This window comes from Parabacteroides merdae ATCC 43184 (assembly GCF_025151215.1).
Taxonomy (GTDB): Bacteria; Bacteroidota; Bacteroidia; order Bacteroidales; family Tannerellaceae; genus Parabacteroides; species Parabacteroides merdae.
This window is the reverse complement of the sequence record NZ_CP102286.1, coordinates 163,008-183,371: the sequence shown is the minus strand read 5'-3', so window position 1 is coordinate 183,371 and position 20,364 is coordinate 163,008. Positions and strand designations below refer to the sequence as shown.

Genomic DNA, 20,364 nt, shown 5'->3' with positions numbered 1-20,364 from the left:
ATTATAATTTTCAATTAATAAACTCCGGAGCTTCCGCTTCTAAAGAAGGACTTGCCCCTTCAACTTCCGGCCAGCCATCTCTCCAACGGATCCGATCCAACATCAGGACTCGTCCGGTAGGATGTTCACGGCTCACGGCATGATAGAGAACCCAGTCGTTCCCACGGTCGTCCGTAACGATTTCCGAGTTATGCCCTGTACCGACAAAAGCATCATTTCCATGAATCAGAACTTCGTGATGATTTTCCATCATCGGTCGTCCCTGTTTGTCGGTGTACGGGCCGAACAGGCTGTCAGAACGGCCTACAACTGTAGTATAGGTACTTTTCAATCCCTCACAACAACTCCCTATCGAGGCAAACAAATAATAATAATCGCCCCTTTTATGGATGTAAGTACCTTCGTAGGCGGTTCCGGCAACCTGTTTCTTTTTGGCTCCGTCCCGAACAGATAGGCCGTCTCCCGACAACTCTATCCCATAGATACCGCGGAAACTACCCCAAAACAGGTATTTTTTCCCGTTATCCTCCATGAAAAATTGGTCTATAGAATTTTGAACTTGAATTGTCTTGCTTCGGAACAACGGTCCCTTGTCAATGAACGGCCCTTCCGGTTTGTCGGATGTAGCAACTCCGATCCCACAGGTCCACTCACCTCCCCAGACGGACATGGAATAATACAATACATATTGTCCGTTAATATAATTGATATCCGGTGCCCATAAGCCTCCTTTCGGCTCGAAGGTCGGACGTGTTTCTTCCGTGAAAGCCGTTCCGATCTCCTCCCAGTCCACCAAGTTGCGTGAACGATGGATCGGCGTATTGCGGATATCTTCGGTTGCATACAAGTAGAAATAGCCATCATCCGCTTTGATGATGGTCGGATCAGGCAAACTGTAATCGATCACCGGATTCCGATAAGTGCTCTTGGCTTCCACCACTGGTTCTTCCGCCGGCTCAGGACGAAAAGAGGGTTTATACATCTGCTTTTCCAGCATCTTCATAAAAAAGCCCCCCACTACCGAACGGGCACGCATGTTGATGGACCGGCCGTCGGTAGCCTCATACCAGTCGGTCAGGGGTACGCGAGGTTCGGTTTCATTCACATATTTATAGGCGGGTGATAACAAACGGGAGAAATCCTCCTGCGTATCTGCCAAGCACGCTGTCCATAAAATCCAATCAATCTTGGTATAGGTCTTGCGGCTGTCAAGCGGAAGGCCGAACGGCTGTTGCCGACTCAAATAGAAAGCGACCTCCTTCCGGGCGATCCTGTCCGGAAAGATATGCAAGCCCAAAACTCTATCCCAAACCAGATTATACTTCTGGCTCCAAGTATTTTCCCGGTCGAATGTCAGCCGGTAATGATCTCCATCATCAGCCATCCGCTCCCATTTCTCTGCCATCTCGCGAGCGGCTGAAACATACCTGACAGCCTGTTCCTTATCTCCCAACATCTCGGCCAACTTTCCATATCCGGCAATCCCTATGATCGCCTTTATCGAAAGGTTTGCATTATGGGCCAGGTGTCCGGCAAAATCATCCGTACACAACTGATTTTCCGGATCAAGTCCCTCTTTCAGCAAATAATTAGCCCAAACACCCAACGTCTTCCAATGTTCACGAGCATAATCCGCATTACCTTCGCGCAGAGCGATGGCAGTTGTCAGAATCAACATATTCCCACATTCTTCGACCGGCATATCGAAAGGATATGTCTGCCCGTTGGCATGAGGATAGGTTCCGACATCATGGGCGGCAAAAGGCTTGTTCCATCGTCCGCTTTCGCTGTAATGGAAAATCGGATTCAGCATTCCTTTCAATAATTCCGGATTATAAAGTAAGAACAAGGGGGCAGACGGATACGTCACATCAACCGTACCGATCGAACCATTGCTAAAATTCTCCTTGGAAAGAAACAACAGATTCCCGTCTTTATCTTCTATAAGTTTGTGGGCCGCCACCGCCTGGCGGTAAGCAATGGCACAAAGTTCTGCATATTCTTTTCCACCGGCTTTTTCCGCGTCTTCCATCAGACGAGTGTCGAAATGACGGCAGCGCTCCATAACCGAACGATATTCCTTCGCTGATTCTTCAAATGCCTGCCGGATATTTTTCTTACCGTTATGTTTCCAATACGCCATCCGGTTATCCTTGAAATACTGGATGGCATACAAGTCGTCATAGCCCACCATCAGGAACCCGGCCTTCGGAGAAGAAGACACTGCCTCCAAAATATGGCTGTAGACAAGTTGTTTCCGATCGCCAACCTCCATCACCGTCTCCTTTTCCACTTGTGCCGCCAAATAGAAATAACCCCAGTCAATACGGACATCATCCCCTTTGCGTAACAAAACAGCCTGCTCAGCCGTTCCTGTCTTCAAATAAGAAATACCGTTTTCCACCTCCCTCTCAACCATGACCGCCTGATCCTCCGTGTTGACGGCCAAAGATGAAAAAGCTTCGACACTCACCCGTACCTCATGCTTCTTTTGATCTGCCGAACGAACCTGCCAAGAAATATAATTGACCGGCATGGACATCCGATCCAAATCATCCAGCAATAACGGAGCCGTAAAAACGACATCGAGCAAAACCGGACCACATTCAAATGTATAATAAGTTTGCGTGGGAAGGACATTCACAGACAACTGTCGGGCAGCAGTCGCAAAACGAACCGATGCTCCCTCTTCCGGTGTTTCCTTTCCCATGAAACGATAAGAAACACCATCCACATCCACTACCCCCAACAAGGCCTGTTCCTTGCCGGTCCAATGGCGGGTCACATCAGCATTCAATTCATCTGCAAACGACCAAACGCTGGTATATGGATCTACGGAAATAAGCGGATAAGAAGGAGCGCGCAATGCGTTCCTTTTATCCGGCTCAAACAAACTCCCTGAACCGCAGGACACGTTCAGCAGTATCCCTTGGCAACAAATCAATAGTATCAGAAAGGCCTTCTTCATTTCTAATAAATATATATATAATTAAACACAAACTGACTTGATAATAAATCATGTGCAAAGGTATTCTTTCGCCTTCTATCACATTTTCAATTATCAATCATTTACTTTCAAATATCAATCAAAACTACATGAAATCAGCTTGATACGCAAAACCGGATAGGATAACCGTTTTTCAAGCATCCTATCCGGCAATAACCTTATCACTTCAACCGAACCACTGGCGAATAGATAGCCTGATCCGCTCCGTTAGCCAAAACACCGACACGAGCGTAAAGGGCTTTTGCCTTTACTATTTCGGTATTACCGCTAATATCGGCAGAAAGATTCACGCTACCGGGAACGACATCCGAGAAGTCCTGACGGTACAAGTTGTTGACATCATCCGCAAATTGCGTCTTGCTTAATAACAACATCACCCGACTGATCTTCGCATCCGGCACAATCCTGTTAATCATAAACGACGCGTTCATTGCCGATCCCGTAACAGACAATTGTTCGTTCGAAATCATAAAATACGGAGTAACTTCCAGATTCACTTCCGTATGTCCTTTCAAATTCACGGTTACGGACTCATGATTATTCACCCACGGTCCGTTCCCGTCTCTTGTCGTCAAACGATATTCACCATCAAACAAAAGAGCGGAGAAAGTACCATCTTGTCCTACAAAAACAGAAATCGGATCATTCTTCTCATAACCATCCTGATACAACTGCAACTGGACTGCTTCGCCGGTTCCACGCAAGTTCAAAGCCTGTCCCTGATAAGTAACTCTACCAACCAGTTTGGATTCCGGCGCATCAAAATTATCTTTTCCACAGCCGGAAAACAATACCAGCAGTAAAATTACCGAAAAAATATTAGATATAATCTTCATACTCATGCATTTTTAATTATTGATACGGGTTCTTTACCAACTTAGGATTATTGTTAACCCAGCCCAAATCGAGGAAGTTGTAATAATTCTGCATCCGGAAATAACGTGCATTCGGAGACATGAACAAGAAGTCTTCCACAAACACCCACTTGCCGTCATTCGGGTCACCCGGTGCAACCACACGATACGGCCAAAGGCGACGGTGACGAGCCTGCGGATCATTGTTGTTTCCATTCCAGACCTTATCAGCCAAACGCCAACGCTTCATATCCCAATAACGATGGTCTTCGAAAGCAAATTCAACGCGATATTCATGCACGATATTCTCAAATGTAACAGTTTCCAACGGCTTCACACCTGCACGATTACGCACGGCATTGATAAATTCGGCTGCACGTCCGTTTTCCAGTTCGAAAGACGCTTCGGCCGCAATCATATAGGCTTCAGACATACGGAAACGAGGCATCCACATTTCGGAATTACGACCACGCGTCGATGCTCCAGGAGTTTCATCAATAAATTTACGATAATAAAAACCTGTCTTATTAACATACTGTTCATTAGACTCTTTCGGACCGTTCAATGCAGTCAAAGCATTTCCATTGGCGTCTTTAGAGTCCAAATCACCAGCTATCAGCTCCCATTCTCCATTATTCTTTACCAACTGACCTGCCTGCAATACGACCGGAACACTTTTCAATTCCGCACCCGGATAAAGGATAGTTCCCCATAAACGAGGATCACGGTCTTTGAATGGAGCATCAGACGAATCATAAAACTTAAATGTCCCATTTTCAGAAGTCACGACCTTACTATCCGTCCCAGGGGTATCCGTATCAAGCAATTCATAGGCTTCAACCAGATTTAAAACAGGACCGCCATAACTATTGTCAATATCCTCCGCATGAGACTTAGGAATATTATATTTCGTAAACTCAACAGTCTGCCCCGGATATTTATAATCCCGTGCCCAAATAACTTCTGTATTATTGTCTTTTACGGATGTCGCCTCATAAAAGTTTAATCCCTTATTGTCCGGACGCCGATCCTGCAGAATATAAGGACTGTCTTTAATCACATTCTCTGCGGCAGCCAAAGCCGTTTTATAATAATCAGATGCCTTATCAGCCGGAATCCCAACTTCCCCTCCCTCTGTTTTAATCGGAGTTGACATTTTATTATTATAATTAGCGATCGAAGCAGCATAGACAGCGGCACGCGCTTCCAACATCTTAGCCGTCCACCTATTTGCACGAGCAGAATTTATCTGTTTCTCCGCCGGCAATAAATTATAAACAGCCTGGCATTCACTTATGATATAATCATACATCTCTGCTTCCGTCGAACGTGGAAACTGCATCGTAGTTATATCCATACCAGATTGATAGTCAAACACCTCATCTCCGATTATCGGCATACCGCCCAAACCACGGCACATATTGAAATAACACCAAGCACGTAAAAAACGCGCCTCCCCTTCTAATGGAGCTTTCTCAGAATCTTTCAGGACTTCCGTTTCACGCAACCCTTTTAAAAACTGATTCACATTACGGATGAACGTATAATCATACACTCGCCAAAGATCATCTTCGAACGTAGAGCGTTGATCCGGTCCTCCATCCATTTTTGCCGCATCATCAATATAAGTCATGGAATAGCTATCATTTATGTGTTGTCCCCATGTTACGCGACCATAATAATTCGCTAAAACAGATTTAATCATCACCGCATCACCAAAAATCTGGTCATCCGTCATGATCTTATCTGGCTCACGATCCAAAAAATCACTACAAGCCGTTGCCGAGAACAAACAAACTGCCAAGGCCGACATTATATATATCTTCTTCATTTCTACCTAAAATTTAAGGTTTACACCAATATTTATAATACGCGTTGTCGGATATCCCAAACCATTTCCTTCCGTCGATTCAGGATCAATACCCGGAGCATTGGTAAATGTCAACAAGTTGGTCCCCGCCACATAAAAGCGCAGATCCGAGATCAACGCTTTTTCCACAATATGTTTCGGGAGCGTGTATCCTAACTCCAAATTACGTAATTTGACATACCGGACATTCTTTTTCCAGAAGGTACTGTTCCAATAATTACTGTGCGAACTATTTCCAATCAACAACATCGGATATTTTCCCGGTATCAATTCACTGTCTGCATCCCAAATATCAGACAAACGCCATGTGTCTTCCATATAATATTGCGGGTTGTTACCACCATCATGGAACGGGTTACGTTGTTCCCATTGCTGATACCAGGATCCCATCGCGCCACCGGTAAAATCGAACGCCAAATCAAATCCTTTCCAACCGAATGAAAAATTCAAACCGAAATTAAGAATCGGAGTGGAATCTTCCCGATATCCAATCGGACGTTCATCCAAACTATTAATCACACCGTCACCATTCACATCCTTATATTTGATGTCACCCGGACGAAGCGTCTTATTACCCTGACGGTCATTGTCGATCGGATAAGTGGCGATCTCTTCCCAACTATTGAACTGTCCGATTGCTTCCAATCCCCAGTTCAGATAACCGAAACGATGGTTCAACGAATTGCGATACACATCCCAAGAATTGGAGAAACGCGGTTTATACTGTTCCCAATCATAGAAACGGGAATACGTAATATTACCGCCGATAGAATATGTGAAGTCCTCTACCCGGTCTGTCCACCGAACAGCCGCATCATACCCCATGTGCACATCCGAATTCAAGTTTTCTTTCGGTAGGCTGAAACCGACTTCCGATGGCAACAGGACATCATAACGAGATGCAGGAAGCCCGTCACGCTGACGGCGGAAAAAGTCGAACTGCCCCGTCAAGCGATTATCCAAAAAAGCAACATCAAAGCCGACATCCAGAATTTTAGCCTTGATCCAAGACAATGTCGTCACCGGAAGTCCGCGCGGAACCGAACCTATCGTATATTTCCCATCAATAACAGAACCGCCATTCTTATAGTTATAACCGCTCATATAATCGAACGCCGCATATCCGGAAACGTTATCGTCACCCACCATACCGTATGATCCACGGATTTTCAAATCGCTGAAAATATTCGATAGCTTGGATTCCTTCCAGAAATTTTCTTCCGAAATACGCCAACCGACAGAAGCGGAAGGGAAGAATCCCCAACGATGATCAGGCGGAAATTTCCAAGATCCATCATAACGAGCCGAAAATTCAACCAGATATTTATTGGCATAATCATAGTTGCCACGGAACATCCACCCCAAACGTGCCTCCGTTTCATTACCCTCATCATTATATGTATCCATCGTCTCATAATCAATCAGATGTAACGCATTAGCCGTCGGAATAGCATGCAGCCAGGAAGTCGGCGTATCTCGCTTAATCGATTCAACCCCGGCAACAGCGGCCACATTATGATCTCCAAACCTTTTATTGTAAGACAGTTGAATATTCGACATCAATTCTTCGTTGTGTCCCACACGTCTTTCTCTCCAAGGATTATTATTCTCGAAAATCACCGGATAAGTATCCGTCGCTTCATCATAGCCATACAATTTATACGTATATTCCTGATTATTCATCTGCTGATATGCCAGATAATATCCGACCAAAGCCTTTGCCTTCAAACCATCGAAAATATCATATTCCGCCGTGGCTTGTAATTGCGCCACACGCCAAGTTTCTTTATATTCTCCGGACAATTCATAATTCAACCATCCGAAATTCGTCGCGGCATTAGAAGAAGTCAATGTCGGATATTTAGGATTGTCATTTGCAAAAGGACGCTTTGTCGGCAAATTTCGATATGTCCCAAAACGAGGCATCCAATAATCATCTGCCTCCGGAACACCCGGATTTTTCCTTTCTTCTATACGGCCATTCATGGAAGCTCCCACTTTCAAACGAGAAGTAATTTGCGTGTCTATGTTCATCTGAACATTGGTACGTTTAAATCCACCATAATTTACAATCATCGCGTCTTGGCTCATGTGACCGACAGAAACATAATAGTTCGTCTTATCCGAACCACCGGAGATATTGGCATTCAGATAATACTGAGGATTGGTTTCCCAGATGAAGTCATACCAGTCAAACGGCACATATCCTTTTTCTTTTCCCGCCAACCATTTCTGATAGTCTTCCTTACTATATGTATAGTCGGTCTTTCCTTGAACCGTTTCAGACTGGATATAATTGGTGATATAGGTCGCCGCATCCGCCGGTTTCGGGAAAGTAGACGGATTCTGCCAACCGTAGTATGCGTTCAGAGAAACCGTATTCTTAGTGTTCCGTTTACCTTTTTTCGTATTGACAACAACAACACCATTTGCCGCACGCACACCGTAAATAGCGGCAGAAGCATCTTTCAATACAGAAATGCTCTCGATATCATTGAAGTCGATATTATTGAATTGGCCTGCATCCGATTGCACACCGTCGATCACATACAACGGATCACCCATGTTACGGATCTGGATACTGGTCGTAGCCCCCGGACGGCCATCCGTCTGGCGCGTGTTCAAACCGGCGATCTTACCGACCAGTGCACCCGAAGCCGTGGAGGCAACCGAACGGCTGATGTCTTCCGAACCGACGGCCGTGACGGCACCCGTCAGCGTCGCCTTTTTCTGCGACAGACCGAAACCGGTCACCACCACTTCTTCCAGCGCCTGCGAATCTTCACGCAAAGTTATATTCAAAGTAGATTTTCCTTTGACCGAAACAGACTGCGTGACATAACCGATATAAGAAATTTCCAACACGGCATCAGGAGCCACAGTCAAGGAAAAAGCACCATCCATATCTGTAATGATACCGTTGGTCGTCCCTTTTTCAACGACATTGGCTCCCGGTACCGGTTCACCCAAATTGTCGACTACGATCCCTTTTACTATATGTGTTTGTTGCTGTACGACAGCCACGGAAACTTCCTTTGCGGCTGCTTTCTTTTCCGGAACCAAGACAATTTGGTTGTTCGATATTTCAAATGTCATTCCCGTCGAAAACAGGATATTTTTCAAAATATCCTTAACAGCCTTGTTTTGAGCATTCACGCTTACTTGACGAGACAAATCAATCTTATTCTCATCATAGAAAAATGAATAACCGCTTGCCTCTTCGATCCGTGAAAGCGCCTCGCTCAACGAAACATTTTCCAACCGGAGCGAGATGGAACGAAGCTGAACTTCCGCTTCGGCCGTCCCGGACAAACTCATCCAAAATAAAATGCTTATCAATAATGGCATCTTCCATTTCAAAATGCCACTGTTACTAAAGAACTTTCGTTTCTTCATAACCTTTTTAAGATTTAATAAATTACTGATTTAATTGTTACAACTTCGAATTACTTTTTTACGTGTGTTTCATAGGCATTCCTGATTTAATTGTTACTATTTTCTTGTTATTCTCACCGTATTATCTTCATCAAAAACATATTCTATCGGGGTTATCTTCGCAATCAGGCAAAGCACCTCCTCCAACGATTCATGTGTGATCGTAAAGGTATAGGCTTGATCGGTCGGCAACGACGGGTCCAAACGGATATCCATGCCATACCATTCCGACAGATATCCGGTCAGTTCATAAATCGTCTTTTTCTCGAAACGCAAGGATTCTTTTGCCCAAAGGCAAGAGATAGAAACATCCGTGGTTTTCTTTTCTATGCTGGGAACACTTTTTTTACACACGGCTGTTTCGCCCGGATTCAGGCTTCTCGACACACCGTGATTTTCAACAACGACCAACCCTGACAATAGGCTGACATCCACATGGTCCTGCTTTTCCCGCGCCTTCATGTTAAAAACCGTCCCGTGCACCTTTACGACCACACCGCCGCCTTCCACTACAAAAAGACGGTCCGGATCTGCCGCCACCTCGAAATAAGCCTCTCCATCCAAACGGACGTTACGCTCTTTAGTCCAACGGGAAACAAAATATTCTAACGTCGATCCGGCATTCAGCCAAACGAAAGTACTGTCCGGCAAACATATCCGGGATTTTCCATTCAAGGAAGAATAAGCCAATACGGCATCGCTTGCCTTGTACCATTCGGCCGTCATATAACCGGCAAAAGAGAACAACAGGAAAAATAAAACCGCAACCGCAGCAATATACAAACGAAAAGAACGCAAAGACAACTTGAACATTCGCGGCTCTGCCTTTCTCATACGCTCCTCCATCCTTTTCCATAAGGCATCGACATTGGAAACATACCGCATGTTTTCTTCCATGATGGACAACCAAAGGGATTGCCAACTTTGGAATCGGGCATGGTTTTCCACATCGGCAAGCCATACATCCAATTCTGCCTGTTCCTTCTCCGAAATCTCACACTTGAATTTCCGGATAATCACTTCCCACGGTATATTTTTGTCTCTTCGTACCATTTATGAAACGTGAGACTCGAAAAATGAAGGCATCCCCTAAAAACAAATCGATTTTTTTCCAATTCCCCGATTCCAAGCCATGACAATATCCTGCAAACAGGAAGAATGACTTATTGTAAAAAAATCAAAAAGTTGAACAAGAAACGGATATTCCGCCCTGTTCTGCCAAACGGCGAATCTGATAAGAACGATTAGTCACTTTACCGGTGACAAACTCGGGAATATTATACGATTTCATCAAGCCGGCATAGTAGTCCGCCTCCTTTTGAGGGAGCAAAAACGGTTTACCGGTTTTGCCATCCTTCCCGACATACGCAATGAAAGGACGCGTGTACAATCCATCCAAACGCCTGCTGCTGAACACAACCCATCTTCCGTTGGACGACCACGAATGGTAACTTTCCGTATCATTGCTGTTGAGCGTTTCCGGATAGGAACCGACTCCGGACTTCAAGTCGATCATATACAGGTCGGCATCCTTATGCCAGATCGGGAAAGTGCCATAACCAGACAAAGTACAAAGCATGAACCGACCATCCGGAGAAACTCTTGGAAAAGAAACGCTTTTTCCATTCGCACGAGCATCAAACAGCGTATCCACCTGCGAACCGAACGTTCCGGATTCAGGGTCGAACGAGATGCAGCACAAGCTATAAGCCAATTTTCCAATGGAATCAGGCATCAAGCAAGCCGGAGCAGTGCAATAAAACAAACTCTTACCATCCGGAGAAAAAGAGGGAAACGTATCAAAACTTGACTGCGAAGCGAGTCCGGGCACAGACAAAAACGTATGGCGCTCCACATCGTAAACGATCACATCCGATGCCGTGTCATAAACCTCCGTCCGCTGAGTGGAATGCAACTGCTGGGTCGTCCTATTGATGGAAAAAGCGATGTAACGACCCGAAGGATGCCAATAAGGATAGGTAAAAGCTGATATCGTCTTATCTGTTTTCGTATCCAATAACTCGACCTCGTCTCCATCAACCAATACAGTCCCGGCCAACTTGGCACGCAAGTGGAACAGCATCTTGTCCGGATCATGGCCGCAGAAAGAATGGCAATTCACGCAATTATAGTCCGTCATCTTGTTCTCATAAACAGTCGTTTCATCAAAAGACTCCATTCCACGTTGGTAAATTCCCATTTTGTTCCATAATGCATAGCCAGGTTCTATCAAGCGATATACCAAATAAGGATCAACCGGATCTGCCGCCACATTCAACGATACGGGTTGCCAAATCTCCCACCGATCGCCCTTCTTACGCGCCACCGTAACCCGAACGGAATCATCTTTTGCCTCCTGCAAAAGCCTCTTCCATTTCTTTTCCGGAATCCTGACTTTCCCGTCGGGGGCCTCCACCTTGAATTTTACCACTCCTGCTTCCAACAAGACCGACACACGACATCCGTCCGCGCGGACCGTGAAGTTCAACGGAGCTATATTGTACGGGATAGTGGTTTGCGCATAATCAGGAAATAGAACAGGCTTCTCACCTAACCGTTTCCCATTTTTCCAATCCTCCGAACAAGCACAAAACAAAATTGCCGCCACCAAAAAGCAATAAAATCGTTTCATCGCGTACCTTTATTTCTTAAACATCAAATAAAACCAATAGGTATCTCCATACGAACCGGCCATGACATCCCGAAAATTGACATAGCCATGCTTCGTGTTCATATCCTGATCGAACGCACCGTAGCGCAACTCGACTTTCATTCCGACCCCTTTTTCGGGCCACAATCGGGGAGTCTTTTGATAAAGCGCTATCACGGCTTCCTGTTGGTGGATGGAAAGGGAAGGCCACACCTTCGTCCGGTAATACTTCCGATGCAACTCGTCAAAACGATTCAAAGTCTTGCCCAACAAATGAAAACTCAACAAGTATTGGAAAGCGACCGACCGGTCCGGATTGTTCACTGCCAACCGTTCCCACACTTCCAACAAATCTGCAGACACGGCATACTGTCCGCCTTTTCCCCACGCCCGCCTTTTCCCGCCCAACGACGGTTCTTCTTCCACAAGATCATCCCGATACAGATACTTCCGCCATTCAGCAGCCCATTCTTTGTAAAACAAAGTCTGCTCTAATATCCGGATGTATTTTTCCGCTACCGCATAAGCTCCGGTCAGGATATTCGTCTGTACCAAACGTTGCAAAAGACGCGGGTTTCCATCTACAGAGGAGACATATCCTTCAAATGCAAACTTTTGAGCGGAAGAGAGATCCCCCATTTGGTAGCAAATATCCGACAACACGATTGCCCCCGGAACCGTACTGTTCCATTCTGGCAATAATCCGCCTTTGCCTTGCTGCGGATAATGGAACAGTTTATCTCCCAATTCGCCCTGGCACGCCAAAGCCAAGTTCAGCAAGCTCAAAGTCCGCATGTCCGATACTGCCGCCTTATATCCGGCAACGACCTTATCCCATTGTTCTCCCCGCACATAATAACACAACTCCATGTTTTTCAACCAAATACAATTCTCTTTTTTTTTCATCCACCCCAAAAAGGCAACCAAAGGCAACAGCTGGACTGTGGTCCACCACCAAGCAGTCCGATCCAACACGCCTCTGCCTTTTCCGATCGGGAAGCAAGTCATTAAAAGCCCCGAAAGAAAAGCCAACCAAGCCCAATAGAGCTTATTCGCCTTCAACAAAGGCTCATAATAAAAATCCGGCAAAACGATCATTCGGTATTCCGGCTGCCAAAAGAAATGATAAGACCACCAAAGCATCAGGACAATCCCGAACGGAAGTGCCAGACATCCTTGCCATCCCTTCTCCCGCACCAACATCTCCCGGACCACGACTCCGGCAACGAACAAGGTTGCCACCGGCCCTGCCAATACAAACAAAACAGCCATCAACAGCCAACCCGCCAATACCCGTTTCCACGGTACGACAATACGCACATAGAGTACAAAAGCCCCAAGCATGCAACAATAAGCAACCGTCCCCTGCAACCGGTAATTCACATCGACATGCAAAGGGAGCAAAGCCAGAATCGGGCAAAGAGCCGGTAAATAACAAAAGACAGGCGATGTCGTTTGCCGGCAGATCCGTTGCATCAGCACACCGATCCCCAAAAACAAACCGGTCGAAACCAACGCACCACCCAAAGGAAGATGATAGAATTGCAAAAGGAAACCACCCAACCAGCAAGCCAACCCGCCAGGTTGTCGGCATGTTTCCTCAAAACAAGCCCAAGTGAGAGGAAAAACCTGCAATTGTTCGACATAATAAAAATAAAACGGATACCATATCTGCAAAAAGCAGAACAGACAGCAGCAAACAGTTCCCCAAAAAAAGAATGATTTAGTCTTCATCATCTTATCTATTATATATCATGCGGTAGCCAAGAATCCATCTTCTGTACCACCCTCTTGGATATATAGACTCCAAAAAGCACTTTCTCCCCTAAAAGAATCCCCGTTTTTACAGGGCAACCGCACCAAAAGTTGCTATCCGGAACCACATCTTTTCTTTTATGAAAATTTCGCAAACCAACTATCATACTATCATATCCGGTTGTTAACTACTGTTTCACAATACGTTAAAAAATGACAGTTGCTGTTTTTTACTATCATTCTACTATCATACATCTATCACACTTTTTACATGACTATTCATTTATATAGCTGATAATATGATATTTATGTTTATATATGCAAAAATAACCATCGACAAAACGGGGTCATTTAAATATAAAACGACCTTTTTCGCCGAATAAGATGCAAAAACAAGGCATAAAAGTACCTCCAACATGGCTGATAAACTTCTCTGCAGACCCGTCTGGGCTTCGTGCAGACCCGGGTCTGCACCTCTCCCGCGCCCGGGTCTCCGTGGCGGGTACACCCGGGTCTCAAGCGGTTTTGCAAACGGTTTTTGACAAAAGAAAAGCCTGTCTTGATGAAAAAAGAAGCCGTTTTAACATGTTTTGCACCTGTTTCCGGACGGTCACTGTTTTTATCGTATGATTGATACACAAGACATTATCGTTTTACACCATGATAGTTATGATAGATGAAGATAGTACAAAACGGCAACTATCATACCATAACATATTGGTTTAAACCGATATACAGGCGGATATGATAGTATGATAGTTGTTTTTGCAAAAACATGTATGTAATTAGTCTGTATGGGTCGGTGGCGAAAACGGATGGACGCTTTATGATTCTGGTACGGTTGCCCAGCCCGTTTTTACCACAAATAAGAATAAGAATCGCCCAAATGAATTCTGATTTTCTTTAAAGCAATCGTGATTTGCCCCTCCACCGTCTTCTCCGAGATATGGAGCTGTCCGGCTATTTCCTTATTGGTCAAATTTTCCTCCCGGCTTTTCCGGAATATTTCACGGCATTTATCCGGCAAAAGCGACACCGCTTCTTCTATCAGATGATGAAGTTCCTGCAACTCCAATTCCGAATCATAGTTTTGCACAATCTCCATACCCTCCATTTCTTCCAGATAAACCGGAATCTTCTTGTCCCGGATATAGGTAAAAGACTTATTGCGTGCCGCCTGGAACAAATAGGCTTTCAAGGTCAGTTTTATCTCAAAGTTCTGCCGGTTTTCCCATATATAGGTAAAAATATCCAGAACCAAGTCTTGCGATTTTTCCCGGTCATGGATGTAATAAGTAATAAAACGTTCCAAAGAATCCGCATACTGATAAAACAAATGCCGAAAAGCGATCTGATCTCCTTGTTTAATCAATTTCAGCAATAATATGTCATCACTATTCGTATTCATCCGGATTCCGACGTTCTTTTTTATTTTCAATTCGGGTACAAATATACGAAGCTTATTTAATCTTTTTCACGGAAAACAAAAAATTTACCTACATTTGCAATGTCTGGAGAGACTGTATAAGGAATATTTCAGAAGTGCCTTTTTTCTGTTAAAGTCGCCAATTTTTTAACAACACGCAAGGCACAGGTGACCTGCTATATCAAGTGGGTTGCTTGTTCGTGCGTGTACAGGGGTTTGGCGACACCTAACAGGAAAAAGAACAGCAGCCCACTTCTTTTTTAACAATTATGCCTTTTCCGGCTGTTTGAAAGGCCACAATAAATATATGACAATAATGTCCGCCCAACAAAAAGAAGATCGTTTATTCGAAAACATCTACCTTTCCTACTTTCCAAAAATGAAACGCTTTGCACAAGAATATGTGATATCGGAACAAGATGCGGAAAATATCGTGCAAGACATGTTCGCGGAACTTTGGGAAAAACGAGAAATGTTTACTTGTCAAACAATCCGGATCGCTTATCTGTTCACCATCATCAAGAACAAATGCCTCAACCACCTGCGACATAAAACGATTGCCCTGGAAACCATCAACAATATGCAAGAAGAATATAACATGACCCTTCGTATGAATTTAGATTCTTTAGAAGCCTTCGAGCAACATATTTTCTCCGACCAAGATATTGAAGATTTAATTAACCGGGCCTTAGACAGCCTGCCGACCAAATGCAAGGAAATCTTTATCATGAACAAACTGGAAGGGAAAAAGCAAGAACAGATCGCCACCGAACTAAACCTCTCAACCAACACGGTCAGAAATCAAATCAGCATCGCCTATAAAAAGCTTAGGAACGAACTAAAGGACTATCTTCCTTTATGGCTTTTCCTTTTTCATTGCACATAGAATCGCGGAGATGTTTACGAGTGACAGTCTGGGGACGAGACGATGAATCCGAAATCCAACGTAAAAAAATGATTTTCTTTTGGTACATTTTTCCGGAGTAAGTGTTTACAGCATGTAACATTTCATTCGCATGGAAAGACAAATCGAAAAATATTTTCAAGAAGAACTGAATGCAGACGAAAGACTGGATTTCTTAAAACAGGTTGAATCTGATAACGAATTGAAAAAACAATTCATCAAATTCAAAAATACATACGCACTATTATCATTTTCCGATGCCGCCTGCGGGAAAAAGACTACTCGAGACAGCTACACCCAGTTCTTGTGTAAAATGAGAGCGAAACACATACGACAGATTTCATTCTACCTATTCAAATATGCAGCTATCATCACTTTACTCATTATATTCGCTTATCAGGCCGGCGTGAACCAGCATTCCGAAATTTTACAGGAGAATATCGAAAACAAACTGCACGTACCTGCCGGACAGCGCATCAAACTGACACTTCAGGATGGAACTACTGTATGGCTGAACTCCCACACAACTCTCACCTATCCTGCCATTTTTGACAAAAAAGAACGAAGAGTCGCCATAGACGGAGAAGCATTCTTTATTGTAGCTCAAGACAAACACAAACCGTTCATCGTCTCATCGCAAGGCATAGAAACGAAAGTATTGGGCACACAATTCAACATTTGCAGCTACCGAAAAAACAACGATGTGAGAACCAGCCTGATAGAAGGTTCGCTCCAAATCTATTTTACAGGGAAAGAAAATGAAAGTATCATATTGAGCCCCAACGAGCAAATAAGCATAAAAAACGGAACCATAAAGGTGGACACGATTTCTCATCATGACTATTTTTTATGGAAAGAAGGAATTTACAGTTTTAAAGACGAGTTGCTTGTTGATATACTGAACAAATTGCAACTCTATTATGATGTCCGGATAATCATAAGAAACCCGTCCATCAATCAAGAGAAATATACCGGAAAATTCCGACAACGAGACAGCATCGACGATATTCTCAGAATGTTACAAAAAATACACAAATTCAAGATACAAAAGGATGAAGAAAACAATATCATTACACTTAGTTAATCGAATGTTTAATATCTAAAAAAAATGCCTATGGAAACACATCTGTAAAAACAATGATTGATATCGGAAACATCCGTTATCAACAGACAAGCCTTTATCTACAAAATTCATTTAGTATTCACTTTATTACTTAGAAAAGATATGAAAATGAAAACTTTGTTACCGTCCTTCATGCTTTTCGCCTGTACTTTTCAGACGATAGCGCTTAATTCGGAAACACAAAACACAATCATAAAACTGGAACAGAGCGTGATATCAGTCGGCCAGTTGATCACTCAAATTGAAAATCAAACCGATTATCTGGTCGTTTTCAAAAGTCGTGAAGTAGACATAGAACGTTACATTACTGTCCAAAACACATCCGGGAAAATGATATCCTATCTTGAAGAAGCTTTCAAAGATACTGATATCACCTACGAATTCGACAACCGGTACATCCTCCTGTTGAAAAAGAACGATAAGGGCAGGACATCTCTTATCGGCCAACAAAGCCGGACCATCACAGGTACAGTAACCGACAACAACGGAGAACCCGTCATTGGTGCGAACGTGATCATAAAAGGGACTTCTATCGGAACAGTCACGGATATCAATGGGAAATACACCTTGGAAGTTCCACCAAAAGCCATCTTGCAAATTTCTTACATCGGCTACCTGACAAAAGAAATCGTTATCGATAACAACAAAACGGCCGACGTCATACTGATCGAAGACACCCAAAAGATCGATGAAGTGGTAGTTGTCGGATACGGTACGCAAAAGAAAGGGGAAGTGGCCAGTTCCATTTCCACAATCAAATCCGATAATTTCGTAAAAACACCGACTACGGATGCCGCACAACTGATCAAAGGGAAAGTTCCTGGCCTAAGTATCATTACGCCGGATGCCAACCCGACTTCCACCTCGCAGATCGCCTTACGTGGAATCACCACCTTGAAAGCCAGCTCCAGCCCTTTGGTGCTCATCGACGGGATACCCGGCGACCTGAACTCCGTCTCACCCGATGACATCGAACAGATCGACGTCCTGAAAGACGGTTCCGCCGCCGCGATCTACGGAACCAGAGGAACAAACGGCGTCATATTGATTACCACCAAGAATGCCAATGGAGAAATGCCTACGGAAGTAGATGTCAATGCTTATCTTTCCACCCAGCAAATCACAAAGACCTTGCCGTTCATGAAAGCAGACGAATATCGCCGACGCGTACAGGAAGGATGGCCGGGAGCCCAAGACGACGGTGCATCAACCGACTGGCTGGACGAAGTGACCCGTACACCGTTCACACAGATTTACAACATCAGCCTGCGCGGTGGCAGCCGTACGACCAATTATGTGGCCAGCTTCGAATACCGTGGTCTGAACGGCCTGATCAAACGTACAAACAACCAGATGTTCTACCCGCGTGTAGAAATCACTCATCGCATGTTCAATAACAAATTGAAACTGAACGCAAGCCTGAGCGGTTACAAACAAACCTATTTTTCCGGTTCCGATGGTGGGGGCTACAACAGCGAAGTATATAGAAACGCTTTGATATACAATCCGACCACTCCTGTGTACGACAAAAACGGCAATTATTCGGAAAGCACTAAAAACGAATACTTCAACCCTGTATCCCTCCTGAACGAAGTGGAAGGAGAAAACCAAGCAACCAACCTGCGCATGTTCGCCAATATCACTTATACACCAATCGAAGGATTAGATATCAAATATCTGTTTTCTTCCAATACCTATAACCAAGTCAGAGGATATTACGAGACCCAGCAACACAAATCCACTTGGAAAGACGGCAAAAACGGATATGCTTCCCGTGGTTCCACGCGCTCAAATGAAGATTTGTCGGAACTGACCGTACAATGGAGGAAAACCATTTTTGAAGACCATTCGTTTACACTCTTAGGAGGATATAGTTGGCAAAAGACGCATTACCAGAATTTTTACATGCAGAATTTCAATTTTCCCTCCAATGACTATACCTATAATAATATGGGCACAGGGCAGGCACTGAAAGACGGACGCGGAACGGAATACTCGACGGCCAATGAAAGCAAACTGATCGGTTACTTCGGCCGTCTGAACTACAGCTATAAAGGGAAATATATGTTTGCAGCCAGTCTCCGTCACGAAGGTTCCACCAAATTCGGAGCCGATCACAAATGGGGCAACTTCCCATCTGTTTCTGCTGCATGGAACATCAAAGGAGAACAGTTCCTGGAAGACACCGATGTCTTGTCCATCTTGAAACTACGTGCCGGATATGGTGTCACGGGAACGGTTCCAAGTGATCCGTATATGTCACTGAACACGCTGAACTTCGGAACTTATGTTTATTATAACAATCAATGGATCAAAACCATCAGACCGGATTCAAATGCGAACCCCGAATTGAGATGGGAAAAGAAAAAAGAGATCAACATCGGTGTCGACTTCGGTTTTTGGGAAGATCGCATCACAGGTAATATCGATTACTACAATCGCAAAACAGAAGATTTGTTATGGGACTATGACGTGCCATCTCCTCCTTACCTGTTCTCCCGTATGGTAGCAAACGCCGGATCGATGCGCAACCAAGGAATAGAAGCCGGTATCACGGTCATCCCTGTCCAAACAAAAGATTTCCAATGGACGACATCCATGAATTACTCGACAAACAAAAACGAACTTTTGTCACTTTCCAACGATCAGTTTGTCTCCAGCGGTTACTCGGATCAAGGTTCTACGGGAGAACCCTTACAAACGACAACCCACCGCATTCAGGAAGGACAACCGATTGGTAATTTCTGGGGATACAAAAGTATCGATATCGATGAGAACGGACACTGGATCATAGAAGGAGCCGACGGCAGTCCGAAACCGATATCCCAACTACAACCGACAGACAAACAGATCATCGGGAACGGCCTGCCTAAACATTACTTGAACTGGAACAACACCCTAAATTGGAAAAACTTCGATTTCAACATGACCATGCGCGGTGCTTTCGGTTTCGACATCCTGAACATGCCACGCCTGCAATATGAATCGCCGGTCATGTTGTCAAGAGGGAACGTGCTGAATGCGGCATTCGATACGAAATACGGGAAAGTTCCTTTAGCGGCCGACCAAGAATTACAATATGTCAGCTATTATATCGAAAAAGGCAATTATTGGAAAATCGACAACGTGACCTTAGGATATACATTCAAATTCAATTCTTGGATAAAACGCTTGAGAATCTATGGCACGATTTCCAACCTCGCCACTATCACAGGCTACTCCGGCATTGATCCGGAAGTAAGCATAAGCGGCTTGGCACCAGGAGTCGACAATAAGAACCGTTATCCTTCTACACGGACTTACACATTAGGAATATCTGTCAAATTTTAATCGTAACGTA

11 protein-coding genes are annotated in these 20,364 nt (G+C 44.3%); 3 read left to right on the top strand and 8 right to left on the bottom strand.

All coding sequences use genetic code 11. From position 1 onward, the window contains the following. Positions 1-10 precede the first annotated feature (10 nt). The 8 genes from NQ542_RS00665 to NQ542_RS00630 form a co-directional block, all read right to left on the bottom strand. Positions 11-2,968, bottom strand: coding sequence for a glutaminase domain-containing protein (locus tag NQ542_RS00665; protein ID WP_005641375.1), 2,958 nt, complete (start codon positions 2,966-2,968; stop codon positions 11-13). 200 nt (positions 2,969-3,168) lie between these two features. Then, entirely contained in the window at positions 3,169-3,843 is a 675-nt protein-coding gene (locus NQ542_RS00660) for a DUF3823 domain-containing protein (RefSeq protein ID WP_005648397.1), read from the bottom strand. A gap of 16 nt (positions 3,844-3,859) precedes the next feature. Further along, entirely contained in the window at positions 3,860-5,692 is a 1,833-nt protein-coding gene (locus NQ542_RS00655; RefSeq protein WP_005641384.1) for a RagB/SusD family nutrient uptake outer membrane protein, read from the bottom strand. A 6-nt stretch (positions 5,693-5,698) separates the two neighbouring features. Further along, the gene (locus NQ542_RS00650) at positions 5,699-9,127 is read right to left on the bottom strand and encodes a TonB-dependent receptor (RefSeq protein ID WP_005641386.1); all 3,429 of its coding nucleotides are present in this window, start codon (positions 9,125-9,127) and stop codon (positions 5,699-5,701) included. 96 nt (positions 9,128-9,223) lie between these two features. Next, positions 9,224-10,219, bottom strand: coding sequence for a FecR family protein (locus NQ542_RS00645; RefSeq protein ID WP_005641389.1), 996 nt, complete (start codon positions 10,217-10,219; stop codon positions 9,224-9,226). Positions 10,220-10,343: 124 nt separating this feature from the next. Next, positions 10,344-11,798 (bottom strand): TolB family protein, encoded by a 1,455-nt coding sequence (locus NQ542_RS00640; RefSeq protein ID WP_005641393.1) that lies wholly within the window; start codon positions 11,796-11,798, stop codon positions 10,344-10,346. A 9-nt stretch (positions 11,799-11,807) separates the two neighbouring features. Further along, positions 11,808-13,553: a DUF6057 family protein gene (locus NQ542_RS00635; protein ID WP_036724619.1), complete on the bottom strand. Its 1,746-nt coding sequence runs from the start codon at positions 13,551-13,553 to the stop codon at positions 11,808-11,810. 874 nt (positions 13,554-14,427) lie between these two features. Then, positions 14,428-14,979: an RNA polymerase sigma-70 factor gene (locus NQ542_RS00630; protein ID WP_005641404.1), complete on the bottom strand. Its 552-nt coding sequence runs from the start codon at positions 14,977-14,979 to the stop codon at positions 14,428-14,430. Between the two features lie 334 nt (positions 14,980-15,313). Here NQ542_RS00630 and NQ542_RS00625 point away from each other — a divergent pair, with 334 nt between their 5' ends. From NQ542_RS00625 to NQ542_RS00615, 3 genes are all read left to right on the top strand, one after another. Further along, positions 15,314-15,883 (top strand): RNA polymerase sigma-70 factor, encoded by a 570-nt coding sequence (locus tag NQ542_RS00625; RefSeq protein WP_005651130.1) that lies wholly within the window; start codon positions 15,314-15,316, stop codon positions 15,881-15,883. Between the two features lie 130 nt (positions 15,884-16,013). Further along, positions 16,014-16,985, top strand: a complete 972-nt coding sequence (locus NQ542_RS00620) for a FecR family protein (RefSeq protein ID WP_005641410.1) — start codon at positions 16,014-16,016, stop codon at positions 16,983-16,985. A gap of 141 nt (positions 16,986-17,126) precedes the next feature. Next, positions 17,127-20,354 carry a SusC/RagA family TonB-linked outer membrane protein gene (locus NQ542_RS00615; protein WP_005641412.1) on the top strand — a complete coding sequence of 1,076 codons (3,228 nt, stop codon included), beginning with the start codon at positions 17,127-17,129 and terminating at the stop codon, positions 20,352-20,354. Positions 20,355-20,364: the final 10 nt, after the last annotated feature.